Consider the following 14,468-nt stretch of genomic DNA (forward strand, 5'->3'; position numbering starts at 1 on the left):
TTACGGCTGCGACTGCGGCTGGACCGCGGCCGGATCAAGCGGCTGATAAGGTTGCAGCACGGTGTCGCGCTGCTCGCCCAAGACCCAGGCGAAGCCCGAATACATCATCACCAGGCAGACGAAGGTGAACAGCACCACCATCCACGCCGGCACGATGCGCACCAGGTTGCGGCGCTGATCGTTGAGGCCTTCCCACTGCGGCGACAATTCGCGCGGCACGTCGCCACGCAACTGACGGATCTGCCGGTACAGGGCGTCGCGGATGCCTTCGAGTTCCAGCATGCCGCGCGCCTGCACGCGGTACTTGCCCTCGAAACCGAGGGACAGGCACAGGTACATCAGCTCCAGCATCGGCAGGTGCTTGACCGGGTTTTTCGACAACCGATCGAGCAGCTGGAAGAACTTCTCGCCACCGAAGGTTTCGTTGTGGAAGCTGCTGAGCAGGCTCATCTGCGACCACTCGCTTTCGTTGCCCCACGGCGTGGTCACGACGGCTTCGTCGACCACGGTGCAGAGCACGTAACGAGCGGCCATCACCTGGCTGCTTTCGGCGCCGTTGTGCAGGGCGCGTACTTCAAACAGCTTGAGCCCGGCGGTCAGGCGCTCGTTGAGCGCGTAGAGGTCTTCGCGGGTTTCGCTGTGCTTGAGGCGCACCACTTCCGACAGCAGTTCGGAAGAGGCGGCCACCAGCGAATTGAGGCTGATGTTGAAGGCTTCCGCCGGGCGCAGGCGCGCGGCGTAGATCATCCGTTCTTCCAGTTGTTCGAAGCGCGGCGGCGCAGCGAAGTCGGTCAGCGGACTCGCCGCCGGGCCATGGCCCTGACGGTCGAGCAGGACGGTTTTGTCGTCCTGGTTGTGTTCCATGTCCTTGATCATGTCGGTCAGTTCCTGATGGCCCAGAATTTCAGTTCAAGCTCGGCGAATTCGCCGGACACGTGGAACGCGAAGCCGCCGGAGCGCTCGAGTTGTGCCAGGTCTTCGGAACTGAGTTCGAGGATGAAATAGGTTTTGTTCGAGTGGAACGCGATCTGCCGCGGGGCCACCGGCAACGGTTTGACCTTGATCCCCGGCAGGTGCAGGTTGACCAGTTGGCGGATGCGCTCCACCGGGCCGACCTTGAGGTGCGCAGGCAAGCGGTTGCGCAGTTCTTCGGAGTCGCAGTTGGCACTGGCTGCCAGCACGAACGACGCCGAGCCCAGCAGTTTGTGGTCGTGCAGCGGCGACACGATGATCCCGTACTGACGCGCTTGCAGGATCAGTTCGATGGCGTGTTGTTCCAGCACCATCGACAACACCTGACGGATCGACTCCATCAGTTTGCGGAAGCTCGCACCCTGGTCGGCGTGGGAGTAACGGCTGTCCAGACGCGGGCGTTTGCTGTCGCTGGAGAACGTCGCCAGATCACCGAGCATGGTCAGCAGCGTGCGGTACAACTCTTCCGGGTGAACCTGCTCCAGGCCCAGATAGTGGCGCAGCAGCAGTTCGGTGCGGTTGATCAGTTGCAGCATCATGAAGTCGCCGATTTCCGCGCCGCCGACCTTGCCGTTCGAACGAATCCGCTCGGCAATGGTGTCGCCCCGGTGACCGAGCATGCTGATCACTTCTTTCAGACAGGACAGCAGGTAGCTGGAGGCGTGGGCCTGAATGTAGGTCGGCACGAAGTCCGGATCGAGGCTGATCACGCCGTCCGGCGTGGTGTCGAGCACGTCGCAGATCTTCAGCTTCACGTAAGCCTGGTCACTCTGCTGCTCGCCGAGCAACAGCTTGAAATCCGGGCGACCGCATTTGACCTGGCTCGCCGAATCGTCGCCGGCGTTGGAGTCGGCCACTTCGGTTTCATAGGCGGTGTAGCGCGCCAGCACGTCGGACTGCTCCGGGCGGCGGGCCTCGATGTGGTTACCGGTAACCAGCGGCAGCGCCAGGTAGATCGGCATGTTGCCGGTGTTCGGCGGCACGTCCAGCGCCAGCGGTTCGGTGTTGCCACCGAGTTCGAACAGGCTGCCGTCCGGCAGGATCCCCGAGGCTTCACTGATCACCAGTTTGCCCATGTTGAGGAACTGCAAGTCGATCTCAAGGTTCAGGAAACCCCAGGTGTAGCCGCCCAGCAACTGGGTGCGGGTCTTCATCTGGTGATCGTAGTAGCGGTCGTTGTGCTGGAAGTGCTGCGGACGCAGCAGCATGCCTTCCTGCCAGATGACTTTATGGGTATTCATGATCAGTCATCCGCCTTGGCGAGCACTTCGTTGGTCTTGCGGATACCGGCCTGATCCAGGGTCAGATCGGCTTCGGTGACTTCCAGCGGCGTGATCGGGAACGTGTGGCGCCACTTGGTTTCCGGCAGGTCACGGTACGCGGCGAGGATGCCGATGTAGCGGCTGCCCTCCTCCACGCTGAGTTTCAGTTCCACGGTTTCACCCGGGCGCAGTTCGAGTTCTTCGCTGGCCACCAGATCCGGGTTGAGGGATTCCTTGGCGCGCTCGTAGAGGCTGAAGAAATCGGCGTTCTCGAAGGTCACCGGGTGCTTGAGTTCGAACAGGCGCACCACGATCGGCGACGGACGACCGTTGAGGTCCGGGTTCAGCTGATCGCTGCCGGTGATCTTGAGGTTGACCTTGGTCACTTTCGAATACGGCGACATCGACGAGCAACCGGCGAGCAGCACCAACAGGGTGAGCGCGGTCAGCGTCTGGAAAAAAGCGGTCGAGCGGCGAGACATGCGCATCATCCTTGGTGGTCGGTGTGGAGGGTGGAGATCAGGCGGATCTGTTCTTCGTAAGCCTGGGCGAAGTCGCGGGCCAGCAGGCGCTCGCTCCACTCATCGTCCTGACGCAGCGCGTGGTGGTAGCGGTTGAACGCTCTCCAGCGGCCACCGGAAGTGGCGAGCAACGGCTTGTTGTCGCGCTCGAAACGCAGGGTCAACTGCTCCGGCGAGAAGTGTTCCAGCGTGCCGCGCACCGCCGCGCGGCTGGCGGTCAGCAGCGCCACCTGATGCGCCTGCAAGTCGCGGAACGCACGGGAGATCGCCTGCTCGGCCGGCAAGTGGCCCGGCTTGTGCGGCTGCAACAGGATGTCCAGCGCTTCGCTCGGATCGACGGCGAATTTCAGCGGATTCTTGTTGGTGCCTTGCACGGTGGTCTGGGCCAGACGCAGTTCGTTTTTCAGCTCGGAGCGGGTGCGCAGGCTCTGTTGCAGACCGCCGATGCTTTGGCGCAGCAGACGTGCTGCATTGACCGCCAGCGCTTCGCGCTCGTCATGGCTCAGGCCTTTCAGATCGACACCCAGCGCTGCACCGAAGTGATCCCAGAAACCCTGTGGCTGACGCTCGACCTCTTTCGGTGCCGGCGCAGGTTCAGGCTTGGGCTCGACGATCAGCTCCGGCACCATCAGGCTTTCCATGTCGATGCGCGCATAGTCGGCGCGCTGACGGGAGTCTTCCGGGTCGGTGACCGGCGCGAGCATTTCCTCGAATTCCGAGTATACGCGCTCTTGTTGCTCCAGCGACTTCAGCGGGTCGAGGTCGAGGAACGCGTCGTCCGGAATGATGGTGCCGGCGGCACGTGGCAGGCCCGCTTCACCGTCGAAGGTCGCCGGGTCACGCACCAGCCGTGCGCGGATCTCGAAGTCGCCCAGCACGTAGGTGCTGCCGTGCTCGATGCGCACCGGTTCGCCCTTGTGCAGACGTGCGCCGCTGTCGCCGTCCTGGACACCGTTGCTGCTGGTGTCGGTCAGGAAGAACGTGCCCTCGCGATAACTGACGATCGCGTGGTGGTTGGACAAGTGGCGCTTGCGGTCAGGGATGATCCAGTCGCAGTCCTCGCCCCGCCCGATCACGCCGCCGGCCTGTTTGAAGGTCCGCTGGCACAGCTCGGTGGGCACGAACTGCTTGGTGTTCAGCATTTCGAAAACCAATTCCATGTTTGATGCTCCTTGCGGTCACTTGCCGCGATTGACCGCCTGCGGATCACCCAATGGGCGGTAATCGTTATCGTTGAATTTGTAATTGCCGCTACAGCCGCCAAGGCCGCATAGAACGACGAGGGTCAGCAGGACAGCGTGCCAGTGACGAACAGACATCAGAGGGTCTCCAGGTGTAGACAAAGCACAAAGCGCCGACCCTTTCGGGCGGCGCTGATATAAGCGGACGAGGTGAAACCGACGGACTTTTGCCTACCCATCGAAGTCACCCAGATTGATGTTCAAACGGCCGAGCCGGTAAAGCAGCGTGCGCCGGGGCAAACCCAGTTCGCGGGCGGCGAGCGTCTGGTTGCCGTCGTTCTTGCGCAGGCAATCGAGCAGCAGATTGCGTTCGACCGCTTCCAGTCGTTCGCGCAGATTGAGGCCGCAGTGGTCTTCCGGCGCCGGTGCCGGTTCCAGGCGCAGCGAGAAATGCTCGGCCAGCAACTCGCCGCCCTCGCACAACAGCACCGCCCGCTCGACCAGGCCTTTGAGTTCGCGCACGTTGCCGGGGAAGGTGTAACCGGACAGATGATCCAGCGCCGCTTCGGACCAGCGCACCGGATCGCGTTGCAGAAATGCGCAGGCCTTGTCGGCGAAGTGCTTGGCCAGATCGAGAATGTCGCCTTCGCGCTGACGCAGGGCCGGCAACTCGATCGGGAACTGCGCGAGGCGGTAGTACAAGTCCTCACGGAACTTGCCCTCGCTGACCAGTACCGACAAATCGCGGTGCGTTGCGGCGATGATGCGCACGTCGATCTTGTGGGTGTCGTTGGAACCCAGCGGACGGATCTCGCCTTCCTGCAACACGCGCAGCAACTTGGCCTGCAACGCCAGCGGCATGTCGCCGATTTCGTCGAGCAACAGCGTCCCGCCATTGGCCGCGTCGAACAACCCGGCGCGGTCGCGATCGGCACCGGTGAACGCGCCTTTGCGGTAGCCGAACAACTCGCTTTCCAGCAGGTTTTCCGGGAACGCCGCGCAGTTCTGCACGATGAATGCCTGGGACCGACGCGGGCCGCAATCATGGATCGCCCGCGCCACCACTTCCTTGCCGGTGCCGGTCTCGCCGCGCAACAGCACGGTGTACGGGCTGTGCAGGACTTTGCTGATCAGCGAGTAGGTCTGGCGCATCGCCGCGCTCTTGCCGATCAGGCCGTAGCCGCTGGCACTCGGCAGGCTGCGCACAATCGGCGCCGCTGCATCCTGCGGTTGCCGCAGACGTTGCAGCAAATGCAACTGACCGAGCACGAACGAGCCGAGCTGACCGAGGGAATCGGCAAACCCTTGCAGGTTGATGTGGCGACGGCTGGCGCACAGCAACAGGCCTTCGACGGCCTTCTGCTGATTGACCAGCGGCACGCACAACAGCGACTGCCACGGCGTGGACGACGCCGGCAGAAAACTGGTTTCTTGCAGGCTGCCGCCCAGGTCGTCGAAGCTCACCACGCGGTTCTGGCACAGGGCAAACTGCAACAGTTGCTCGCCGTTGTAGTCCGCCGGCAGGCTCGCCGCGCTGCGCGGTTGCAGCACGCCGTCGAGGCATTCGGCGTTCATCCCCAGCGACGTGTGCGTGGCGTCGAGCAGATACAGCTGCGTCAGTTCGCAACCGCTCAGCCCGGCCAGACCGCGCACGAAGTCACCCAGCAGCGCAGCACCGTCCGCCGAGCGCGACAGGCTGGCGAACTGCGCCAGCAAGGCTTCGGCATAGAGCAGTGGCTGCGGCACTTGAGTGAACATCACACTCACCTCAGGCGAACTCGCAGGTCACGCTGGCGTCGCCGTCGAGCGTCGCATGCACGCGCTTGAGGCTTTCACCGGTGGCCATGGCGTCGAGCAAGCGGTCGGCCACCAGCGGCAGCACGTGCTGGTCAAGCAAGTGGTCGATCAGGCGCGCACCGCTTTCGCTCTGGGTGCAGCGCTCGGACAGGTGATCGACGAGGTTCTGGCACCAGCTGAAATCCAGCTGACGACGGTTCAGGCGCTCGCCCAGACGACCGAGTTTGATCTCGATCAGCTCGCGCAGCACCGGGCCACCGACCGGGTAGTACGGCACTACTTTCATCCGCGCCAGCAGCGCCGGTTTGAAGTGCTTGCTGAGCACCGGGCGAATGGTTTCTTCCAGCACTTCGGCGGTCGGACGCGCGCCGTCTTCGCAGAGGTCGCTGATCTTGTCGCTGCCCAGGTTCGAGGTCATCAGGATCAACGTATTGCGGAAGTCGATCTCGCGCCCTTCGCCGTCGTTGGCCACGCCCTTGTCGAAGATTTGGTAGAACAGGTTGAGCACGTCCGGGTCGGCCTTCTCGACTTCATCGAGCAACACCACCGAATACGGCTTTTGACGCACAGCTTCGGTGAGCATGCCGCCCTCGCCGTAACCGACGTAGCCTGGCGGTGCACCGATCAGGCGGGAAACGGTGTGCTTCTCCTGGAACTCGGACATGTTGATGGTGGTGATGAAGCGGTCGCCGCCGTACAGCAGATCGGCAAGTGCCAGTGCGGTTTCGGTCTTGCCGACGCCGCTCGGGCCCACCAGCAGGAACACGCCGACCGGTGCGTCAGGCTTGTTCAGGCCGGCAGCGGTGGCGCGCATCGAGCGATCCAGTGCGTGGACGGCTTGTTCCTGACCACGGATGCGGGTGCGCAGGTCGGTGGCGAAGCTTGCGACCTTGGCGTTGTGTTCACGGGCCAGTTGCGCCAGTGGCACGCCGGTCCAGGCGCTGATCACTTCAGCCACCAGACGCGGGCAGACTTCAAAGCTGACCAGACGCTCCTTGACCTGAGCGGCGGTCAGGGCGCTGTGGGTTTCGTTGAGTTGTGCTTCCAGCGCTTCGACGCTGAGGGCTTCGTCGACTTCGGCGGCGTGAGTTTCGATCACGGTGCCTTCGGCGTCTTCTTCAACAGTCACTGTCGGCTCGACTGCGGCGGCTTCACGGGCCTTGGCCAGTTGCTGACGCAGTTCCAGCAGGCGCTCGGCCAGTTGTTTCTGCTCGGTCCACAGGGTTTCCAGTGCGACCATTTCGTCTTCGGCTTCGTCCAGGCGCGCTTCCAGTGCATCCAGCGCTTCGTGGTCGATCAACAGACCGGCTTCAGCGTCGCGGCGCAGCGCTTGACGCTGACGGCCACCTTCAGCCAGTTCACCACGCAGGCGCTCCAGGCTTTCCGGGGCGGCGGCGAGGCTGATGCGAACGCGGGCGCACGCGGTGTCGAGGACGTCGACAGCCTTGTCCGGCAGTTGGCGACCGGCCAGGTAACGGGCGGACAACTCCGCTGCCGAGACCACCGCGTCGTCGCGCAGGTAAATGCCGTGGCTCTTCTCGTAGACCTGAGCCAGGCCACGCAGGATGGTCACCGCTTCATTCACCGTCGGTTCGTGCAGTTGAACCGGCTGGAAACGACGGGCCAAAGCCGGGTCTTTCTCGAAGTATTTCTTGTACTCGGCCCAGGTGGTCGCAGCGATGGTGCGCAGTTCGCCACGGGCCAACGCCGGTTTCAGCAGGTTGGCCGCATCGGAACCGCCGGCATTGCCGCCCGCGCCGATCAGGGTGTGGGCTTCGTCGATGAACAGGATGATCGGCTTCGGTGAGGCTTTGACCTCGTCGATCACGCCTTTCAGACGACGTTCGAATTCACCTTTGACGCTGGCGCCGGCCTGCAACAGGCCCATGTCCAGCGACAGTAGCTCGACGCCCTTGAGCACTTGCGGCACTTCACCGGCAGCGATGCGCGAGGCCAGGCCTTCGACGATGGCGGTTTTACCGACACCGGCTTCACCGACCACGATCGGGTTGTTCTTGCGGCGACGGGCGAGGATGTCGACCATCTGGCGGATCGCGCCATCGCGGCACAGCACCGGGTCGAGTTTGCCGTCGCGGGCCTGTTGGGTCAGGTTGTGGGTGAAGCGCTCCAGTAGCGATTCGCCCTGGGCGGCCGGTTTGCCGTTGGCCGCCGCCTGAGGCTGTTGCGACAGGGCAAATTCTTTCAGGCGATCGATGTTCAGTTTGGCGAGCAATGGCTGGTAGCGGCTGCCGGCGTAACGCATCGGGTTGCGCAGCAGCGCGAGGATCAGCGCCGCGTCTTCGACCGAGGTCTGGCCCAGTTCAAGGTTGGCCACCAGCAGCGCGTCTTGCAGCCACTGCACCAGTTCCGGAGCGAACACCGGGTTGCGCGAAGCGCTGTGCTCGACTCGAGATTGCAGCGCGGCGCTCAGTTCGCCAGCGTCAACGTCGGCATCTTGCAGCGCGCGGGAGAGCAGACCGTTCGGGCGCTCCAGCAGGCCGAGCATCAGGTCTTCGACCAGAATCTTGCTGCCGCCACGGGCGACGCAGCGCTCGGCCGAACGCTCCAGATCGCGACGGGTTTCGGCGTCCAGCGCCTGGATGAGTTGTTGCAGGTCTACGTTGATCATGGCTCACGTCCTTAATGAATTTTGCTGCCGAGGGTCACCACGCCGTCTGCTTTTTCGCAGCCCAGCCAACTGGTCCACCCAAGGCGACAGTCGTTCTTCTCGCCAATGCGCAGTTCACGGATTTCTTCCGGGCGCAGCACCAGGCGAATGTCGTAATCGAGCGGGTCACGCAAGGTGAACCGCACCAGCGCGCAGAGCGGCTGGTAACCGAAACCGATGGGCAGGAATTCGTGGAAGCGTTCCCAGTCGAGTTCGGTGATGTGAATGCGGAACTTGCCGCTGCGGTCGCGCACGTGTTCACCCAGCACCAGGTCTTCACCCAGCACGCTGTTGGCAAAGCCGAGGCGGTTGCGTTGCTCTTCGAGGATTTCCACGCGGCGCTCGATGCACTGCTCGATGACCAGGTCTTCGTGCTTGAAGTAGTAACGCAGCACTGCTTCGATCAGCGCCGCCGAGTGCGCCCGCAGGCTGAGCAGGCCGAGGTACGGCAGCAGGCGTTTCCAGTTCAGCTCCTTGGCGCGGCGGATCTCGTCACCACCGAGGCCGATCAGGGCGAACAGCTGCGACGAGAACGGGTCGACCGCGCCGCTCTGGAAGCTCGCGCGATAGCGATACTTGCGCCAGATCGGCAGCAGCAGGCGTTGCAGACGATGGTGGAACAGGTCGAGGAAGTTGCGCGTCGGGTTGCCGTCTTCGCTGTCGCCCAGGGCTTGTTCGCCGTAGAACGCCGGCAGCGGCGAACCGGAACCGACCAGGCCGATCAGGTTGAACCGCAGGCGCGCACGCATCTGCCCGTGCTCTTCGAAAAACTCCACGCGATCGACGTCGCTGCCGGGGAACCCCAGGCTCGGGTTGGCCTGGAATTCCAGCTGGTCGTACAGGTCGTCTTCGCTCAGGTACGGGTGCGCGTCGCGCAGCCGGTCGATCACCAGCAGCACGGCCTGAAACAGCGAGTACTCGCGTATTACCCGGGTCAGCCCGCTTAAAGCAGGGGTTGCAGACCCATACGTGGTGTCCATTGGTACACCTCTCCCTGTGTGCTTTTTACCCGCAGCTCGTGGAACGAATTGAGACTGGCGTAAAGCGCGAAAAACTCGTTGAGAACCGAGGCGAAGACGAACAGGTCGCCTTCACCGATATACCCTTCCGGGTCAATGGTCAGTTCGGTGCGCAAGCCACGCACCGGCAGGCCACGGTGCAACCGGTCCACGTGGTGATGCTTGATCAGTTTCAGACCGCCGAGCAGGCGTTTGCTGACCTTCTCCGCGTGCTGGTCGTAGTAGCGCGGCAGGTCGTAGGTTTCGAGAATCACCTTCAGTGCATTGACGTCGGCCAGCGACAGATAGTTAAGCGACATGTTGCTGATCAGCTTCCACAGGAAGTCACGGTTCAGCGGCGGCGCGAAACTGGAAGTGGCCGGGGTGATGTTGCGGAAACTCAGGAACTCCGGGGTCTCTTCGCAGGCCATGCAGATCTGCCCGAGCTTGAGTTTGCGCGGCAGGTTCTGGTTGGTGCAGACCAGCTCGATCGACAGGGTTTCGTGGGCTTCGGTGTGGCGGATGCCGAAGCTCAGATAGGTGTCTAGGCCGTCGTGCAACAGCGACGAACGCTGGCGGATGCTGTAATGCGGACGGCTGTTGGGCACGTCGAAACTCGGGTCGTGCTCGAAGGATTCGAACGGCACGTACTCCTGATAACCGAGGCCGCCGGGCTTCCAGCCGGTCACGGTTTCCACCGAGAACACGCCGCAGTTTTCCAGATCGAATTCCGCCGGCAGCAGCAGGTATTCGTCCTGCTTGCCGTCGAGGCGGATCGGCAGCGCGTCGTGCTTGAACAGGTTGACGATCGGCGTGCAGAACAGCTTCACGTTATCCAGGGTCGGACGCATGCGCATGATGCCGCTCTTGCGGATGTCGAAGCGCAATTCCAGGCCGCGCATCTGCTTGAGGGTGTCTTCCGGCAGCGCCTTGAGAATGTCCAGACCGTGGACATCGACGAACAGGAACTTGTCCTGGAAGGCGAAGTATTCCTGCAGGTAGCGATAGCCCCGGAAGGTGTTCAGCGGATACGGGATCAACGCTTCTTCTTCGGCAAAACCCACTGGCTTGACGCGGTCGCCCGGAATCTTGAACGCCATCGGTTTGCCGCTCACGCCATCGATCGGCTTGCCGGCGCCGTCAAGCGGGATTAGTTCGATACCGTCGAGGTTGCGCAGCAGGCTCAGGTAGAGCATCTGGCTGATGTAGCGTTCGCCGGCAAAGTGCAGGCGCAGCTTGCTCAGTTCCAGCTCGCCGAGGTGGCCGTCGGCACTCATCTCCAGGCGCAGGCTGAGCAACGAACCGTCGCCCTTCACCGAGTAGTTCAGCGCGGCCAGATCCAGCGCCATGACTTCGGTCGGGTAGCAGGTGCGGAAGCGGCAACGCACGTCTTCGATCGGCACGCTTTCAATCGGCGTATCACGCTCGACCTTCAGCGCCGGCCCCGAACGCTTGAGTGGATCGAACTGCAGAATGCTGAACGCCGGCAGCGGGCGCATGTAGTTCGGCCACAGCAACTGCATCAGCGAATGGCTGAGCTCCGGCAACTCGTCATCGAGCTTCTGGCGCAGCCGCCCGGTCAGAAACGCAAAGCCTTCCAGCAACCGCTCCACGTCCGGATCCCGCCCGGCCTGCCCCAGGAACGGCGCCAGCGCCGGACTACGCTCGGCGAAACGGCGGCCCAGTTGGCGCAGTGCGGTGAGTTCGCTTTGGTAGTAGTGGTTAAAGGACACGGGTTACCTGCCTGGTAGTGGAACTCATCAAAAAAATATCCTGTAGAGCGCGACCGTCACGCCGGCACACACGTAACCGCCGATCAGGAGGTACGGCACGAGCAGGATCCAGCTGTAGGCCATGAAAGCACTGTAGAACGGCCCGGCAACCAGACTGCACAAGCCATAAAGCATCCATGGCACCGCGTAGAAAGGGATGAACTTCAACGGCGCCAGCCAGACCATCCGCAGCGCCTGCTGCTCATTGCGGCTCTTCGCGGCCCGCGAGCCCCATAGCGCAAACAACAGCAACCCGGGCATGCCGAACCACAACAGATACACCCAGTGGGTCTCGGACGAATCGAATGTCGAATAATCGCCAATCCACAGGCCATAGGATGAAAACGCCAACATGACCAGGAATGGCGCCCACAAGGCACCCATGAAGAAACTCAGCTGCGCGCGACTAAGCATGGCCAGCCTCCGACGCGCGTTTCGAGGCTTTTGCGCCGGAAAATTTGCGCATGTACCACGCTTCCAGGCCGACGCAAACGACGATCGCCGCCAAGGTGAACGCCCCCTGACCAATGCCATACAACAGCGCCCGCAGCGGGTGATGCGGCAGCATCCAGAACAGCACCAGCGCCACCCAGATCGCCCACATCACCAACTTCACGCGCAGCACGGGAATCAGCGCCAGCACCCAGTTGAAAACGAGAAAAAACTCGTAAAGGAATTTGCTGGTCAGGCGAATGTTCACACCACGGGATGTCAAGCTGCCGTAGGTCGAGATGTACCAGTCGGCCGCGAAGTTATTCAGCAACGTGTAACCGACACAGAAAAGACTGTGGATCAACAGGCAGCAGACGATGCGGGCCGGCATGTTCATGCGCATCTCGTCAGGTCCGGCTGTCATGGGCAAAACACTCCGTCCTTGAGGGTCCAGCTGCGCTGTAGTCCATCGCGCTCGCGTTTGGCGTCGGACAAGGCGTAGCGCATCTCGTCTGCGCTGACGAGGCGCGTCCGCTCCGGCCCTTTCATCGTGAGCGAATAGCGACTGCTGATTTGCTCTTCGATGTCTTCACCGTAGGACTTGTAGCTGGCAACACTGACTCGCTCGCCCGGCGCAACCGGACGCGGCGTGATCGACGGCAACCAGTTGGTCGAATGCTGCGGTTGCACTTCAAGCGGTACGCCACAGGTGTTGACGAGGTAAATGTCGTTTATATAAACCAGCTGCGTCGTGCAGCCCGCCAACAACAGGCCAGCCACCACTGACAGCGATGTCATGCAGGCGCTGAATGTCACTGAACACGCCCTCCCTTGCTCGTCGTGACCCGCACGTACGAGTCAACGAAGAGGTATTCACCGTCGAAAGCGCTGACCCGGTTCATCGTCAACGGTTTTCCATCCTGAGTGGCGAAGCGCACCCAGCCTTCCTTGACGAGACTGCCGCCCTCTGAGCGCACCTGAATGAAGTAGTCCGGTGGCATCGACCGAGTAATCTCGATGAAGTCGCCACCATCCTCGGCACCCCGCCACACCGCGTCGGGATAACCGGGCAATACCGGCTTTTTCGAGTGACTCCAGCTCAATTTGATCGCGACCATCACGACGGCGATGATGGCCAACGCTCCGATCAGGCTCAGCAGATGATTGAGCCATTTCCACGCGCGCAGCCACGTCATCGCGTGCACCCGGTACACACATCGCGCTTCTCAGTAGTGTTCGAGCCGGCGATCAGGCGCATTCGGGCACCGTCCATGTTTCCCAGCCCTGCATGCCAGGGAAAAAAAACGTTTGGCCGTGGAATTCGGGGGCGACGCCTTCAGCCTCTTTCAACCACAGCTTCCATTCGGACGATTCGAGCAAGGTGCCGTCTTTTGTGAACACACGGAAAAAGTACGGACTGCTGAACAGCTCAAGCACCCGTCCGACCATACCCAGTGCGCCATAGCCGGGGGCGTACATGACGACATAACACTGACCCGATTCGCTCCAGTCTTTAGTCAACGGATGAGCCATCCTGCCCGCGAACATCTTCAGCCCCAACAAGACCAGGAGCACGCAGGCCAGCGCAGCCAGGACTAATCCGATGAGTCGGCTACCCATCAGTTTTCTATCACTTCATAGGGGGTATTACTGATCACGCGGTTGGCCCAATGCTCTTTCCAGCCCGGGAGCGACCACGTGAATGTTCGATCAGCCTTGTTGAAATCGATCCATGTAATACCGACGACTTTTTCGTCTTCGTAGTCGCGCATATACAGCGACTCACGAACCATCAGAGGCGTGCGGTAGATGTGATCGGGGTCCTTCAGGTCAACAAATCTGAGGTAAAGCATGTTGGATGCACCGATCATCCAACTGGCCGGAACCACCTCGAATCTGTAATCGCCTGAAGGGCTGACGGTCACCAGGGATGGGGTACGCGTCAGCTCGCCAATGACGACGAAAAGTGCCAGCACAAACACCGTGATCATGAAGACGCCAGCCGCCCTCGCGCTCTTTCGCAGGTTCATTGCTCGCCACACGCCGGAATATTCCAGCCCTCGTAGCCCGTCGCTGTCGGATAGATCGCATGACCATAAATCCACTGCGAGCGTTCATCGGTGGTGAACTCGTTCTGCCAGAGCAACCATTCGGACGACTTCAGCAGCGTGCCGTCTTTTGCGTAAACCCGGAAAAAGGCTTCACTGGCAAACAGCTTGAAAATCATTCCCGGTATGCCGAGGGCCGAATACTGCGGAATGTAGGAGCGGATGAAACAGGTACCCGCATCGTTCCAGTCGGTGGAGTACTCGTGAGCCAGCCGTGCCGCCGTCGTTTTCACGTAACAGGCAGCTGAAACCAGGGCAGCAGCCGTCAGGGCGAGAAATAGCAACACGCCACGCCCCCACTTCGCCAATGTACCCGGATTCACGGCGTTCCCTCGCATGGTCCTAATTCACCTTCACTTGACCGCTGCCATCCAGGCGCGCGGCGAAACTGACCTGACGCTTGAAACCCTCGACTTCCAGCAGGCCTTCGATGCTGAAGGCCAGGCGGAGCTGGTCGTGGTCACGCGGCAGGGAAATGACACGCACGTTGCTCAGGCGCGGTTCGTAGGCTTCGATGAAGCTTTCGATGGCCAGGCGGGCCTGACTCAGGGAGTCGTGCAGGCTCAGGCGCATGTCATTGAGATCGGGCAACCCGTAGTCGGACAGCGTTTGCACGCTGCCGGCCCGGGTGCTGAGCATTTTGGCCAGATGGGCAGCCACCGACGCCATGGCAGAAGCCTCGAGGCTCCTGCCCTTGCGTAGTTCCGCGTCGCCGTTGAGGCGTTCGAAAAGGCTGCCGTATCCGTCCATGAGTCGC

General features: G+C 61.9%; 17 protein-coding genes. All 17 read right to left on the reverse strand.

Features of this window, described 5'->3' with window-relative positions; genetic code table 11:
* The gene (gene icmH, locus AC07VV_RS10525; RefSeq protein WP_007954389.1) at nucleotides 1–876 is read right to left on the reverse strand and encodes a type IVB secretion system protein IcmH/DotU; all 876 of its coding nucleotides are present in this window, start codon (nucleotides 874–876) and stop codon (nucleotides 1–3) included.
* A 5-nt stretch (nucleotides 877–881) separates the two neighbouring features.
* Nucleotides 882–2,213: a type VI secretion system baseplate subunit TssK gene (gene tssK / locus AC07VV_RS10530; RefSeq protein ID WP_096817226.1), complete on the reverse strand. Its 1,332-nt coding sequence runs from the start codon at nucleotides 2,211–2,213 to the stop codon at nucleotides 882–884.
* A gap of 2 nt (nucleotides 2,214–2,215) precedes the next feature.
* Nucleotides 2,216–2,716 (reverse strand): type VI secretion system lipoprotein TssJ, encoded by a 501-nt coding sequence (tssJ, locus tag AC07VV_RS10535; protein WP_273535738.1) that lies wholly within the window; start codon nucleotides 2,714–2,716, stop codon nucleotides 2,216–2,218.
* 5 nt (nucleotides 2,717–2,721) lie between these two features.
* Entirely contained in the window at nucleotides 2,722–3,915 is a 1,194-nt protein-coding gene (gene tagH, locus AC07VV_RS10540; RefSeq protein ID WP_096817222.1) for a type VI secretion system-associated FHA domain protein TagH, read from the reverse strand.
* Between the two features lie 18 nt (nucleotides 3,916–3,933).
* Nucleotides 3,934–4,074, reverse strand: a complete 141-nt coding sequence (locus AC07VV_RS10545; RefSeq protein WP_003229566.1) for a hypothetical protein — start codon at nucleotides 4,072–4,074, stop codon at nucleotides 3,934–3,936.
* Between the two features lie 93 nt (nucleotides 4,075–4,167).
* Nucleotides 4,168–5,694: a sigma-54 interaction domain-containing protein gene (locus tag AC07VV_RS10550; protein ID WP_495036179.1), complete on the reverse strand. Its 1,527-nt coding sequence runs from the start codon at nucleotides 5,692–5,694 to the stop codon at nucleotides 4,168–4,170.
* A gap of 10 nt (nucleotides 5,695–5,704) precedes the next feature.
* Complete coding sequence (tssH, locus tag AC07VV_RS10555) at nucleotides 5,705–8,362, reverse strand: type VI secretion system ATPase TssH (RefSeq protein ID WP_192559318.1); 2,658 nt, start codon at nucleotides 8,360–8,362, stop codon at nucleotides 5,705–5,707.
* A gap of 11 nt (nucleotides 8,363–8,373) precedes the next feature.
* Nucleotides 8,374–9,381 carry a type VI secretion system baseplate subunit TssG gene (gene tssG, locus AC07VV_RS10560; protein WP_495036180.1) on the reverse strand — a complete coding sequence of 336 codons (1,008 nt, stop codon included), beginning with the start codon at nucleotides 9,379–9,381 and terminating at the stop codon, nucleotides 8,374–8,376.
* Entirely contained in the window at nucleotides 9,345–11,132 is a 1,788-nt protein-coding gene (gene tssF / locus AC07VV_RS10565; RefSeq protein WP_096817214.1) for a type VI secretion system baseplate subunit TssF, read from the reverse strand. The genes tssG and tssF overlap by 37 nt, the downstream gene beginning before the upstream one ends.
* Before the next feature lie 27 nt (nucleotides 11,133–11,159).
* Complete coding sequence (locus AC07VV_RS10570) at nucleotides 11,160–11,585, reverse strand: hypothetical protein (protein WP_192559320.1); 426 nt, start codon at nucleotides 11,583–11,585, stop codon at nucleotides 11,160–11,162.
* The gene (locus tag AC07VV_RS10575) at nucleotides 11,578–12,027 is read right to left on the reverse strand and encodes a hypothetical protein (RefSeq protein WP_192559321.1); all 450 of its coding nucleotides are present in this window, start codon (nucleotides 12,025–12,027) and stop codon (nucleotides 11,578–11,580) included. The genes AC07VV_RS10570 and AC07VV_RS10575 overlap by 8 nt, the downstream gene beginning before the upstream one ends.
* Nucleotides 12,024–12,419, reverse strand: a complete 396-nt coding sequence (locus tag AC07VV_RS10580) for a hypothetical protein (protein WP_495036181.1) — start codon at nucleotides 12,417–12,419, stop codon at nucleotides 12,024–12,026. The genes AC07VV_RS10575 and AC07VV_RS10580 overlap by 4 nt, the downstream gene beginning before the upstream one ends.
* Entirely contained in the window at nucleotides 12,416–12,799 is a 384-nt protein-coding gene (locus AC07VV_RS10585; protein ID WP_495036182.1) for a hypothetical protein, read from the reverse strand. Before AC07VV_RS10585 ends, AC07VV_RS10580 begins: the two co-directional genes overlap by 4 nt.
* A 52-nt stretch (nucleotides 12,800–12,851) precedes the next feature.
* On the reverse strand, nucleotides 12,852–13,223 hold the full coding sequence (locus AC07VV_RS10590) for a hypothetical protein (protein ID WP_495036183.1): 372 nt from the start codon (nucleotides 13,221–13,223) through the stop codon (nucleotides 12,852–12,854).
* Nucleotides 13,223–13,633 carry a hypothetical protein gene (locus AC07VV_RS10595; RefSeq protein WP_495036184.1) on the reverse strand — a complete coding sequence of 137 codons (411 nt, stop codon included), beginning with the start codon at nucleotides 13,631–13,633 and terminating at the stop codon, nucleotides 13,223–13,225. Before AC07VV_RS10595 ends, AC07VV_RS10590 begins: the two co-directional genes overlap by 1 nt.
* A complete protein-coding gene (locus tag AC07VV_RS10600) occupies nucleotides 13,630–14,034 on the reverse strand; it encodes a hypothetical protein (RefSeq protein ID WP_495036185.1) in 405 nt (134 codons plus the stop codon). The genes AC07VV_RS10595 and AC07VV_RS10600 overlap by 4 nt, the downstream gene beginning before the upstream one ends.
* A 19-nt stretch (nucleotides 14,035–14,053) precedes the next feature.
* Entirely contained in the window at nucleotides 14,054–14,461 is a 408-nt protein-coding gene (gene tssE, locus AC07VV_RS10605; protein WP_007954373.1) for a type VI secretion system baseplate subunit TssE, read from the reverse strand.
* Nucleotides 14,462–14,468: the final 7 nt, after the last annotated feature.

Source organism: Pseudomonas sp. GW821-FHT02C04, from assembly GCF_059421845.1.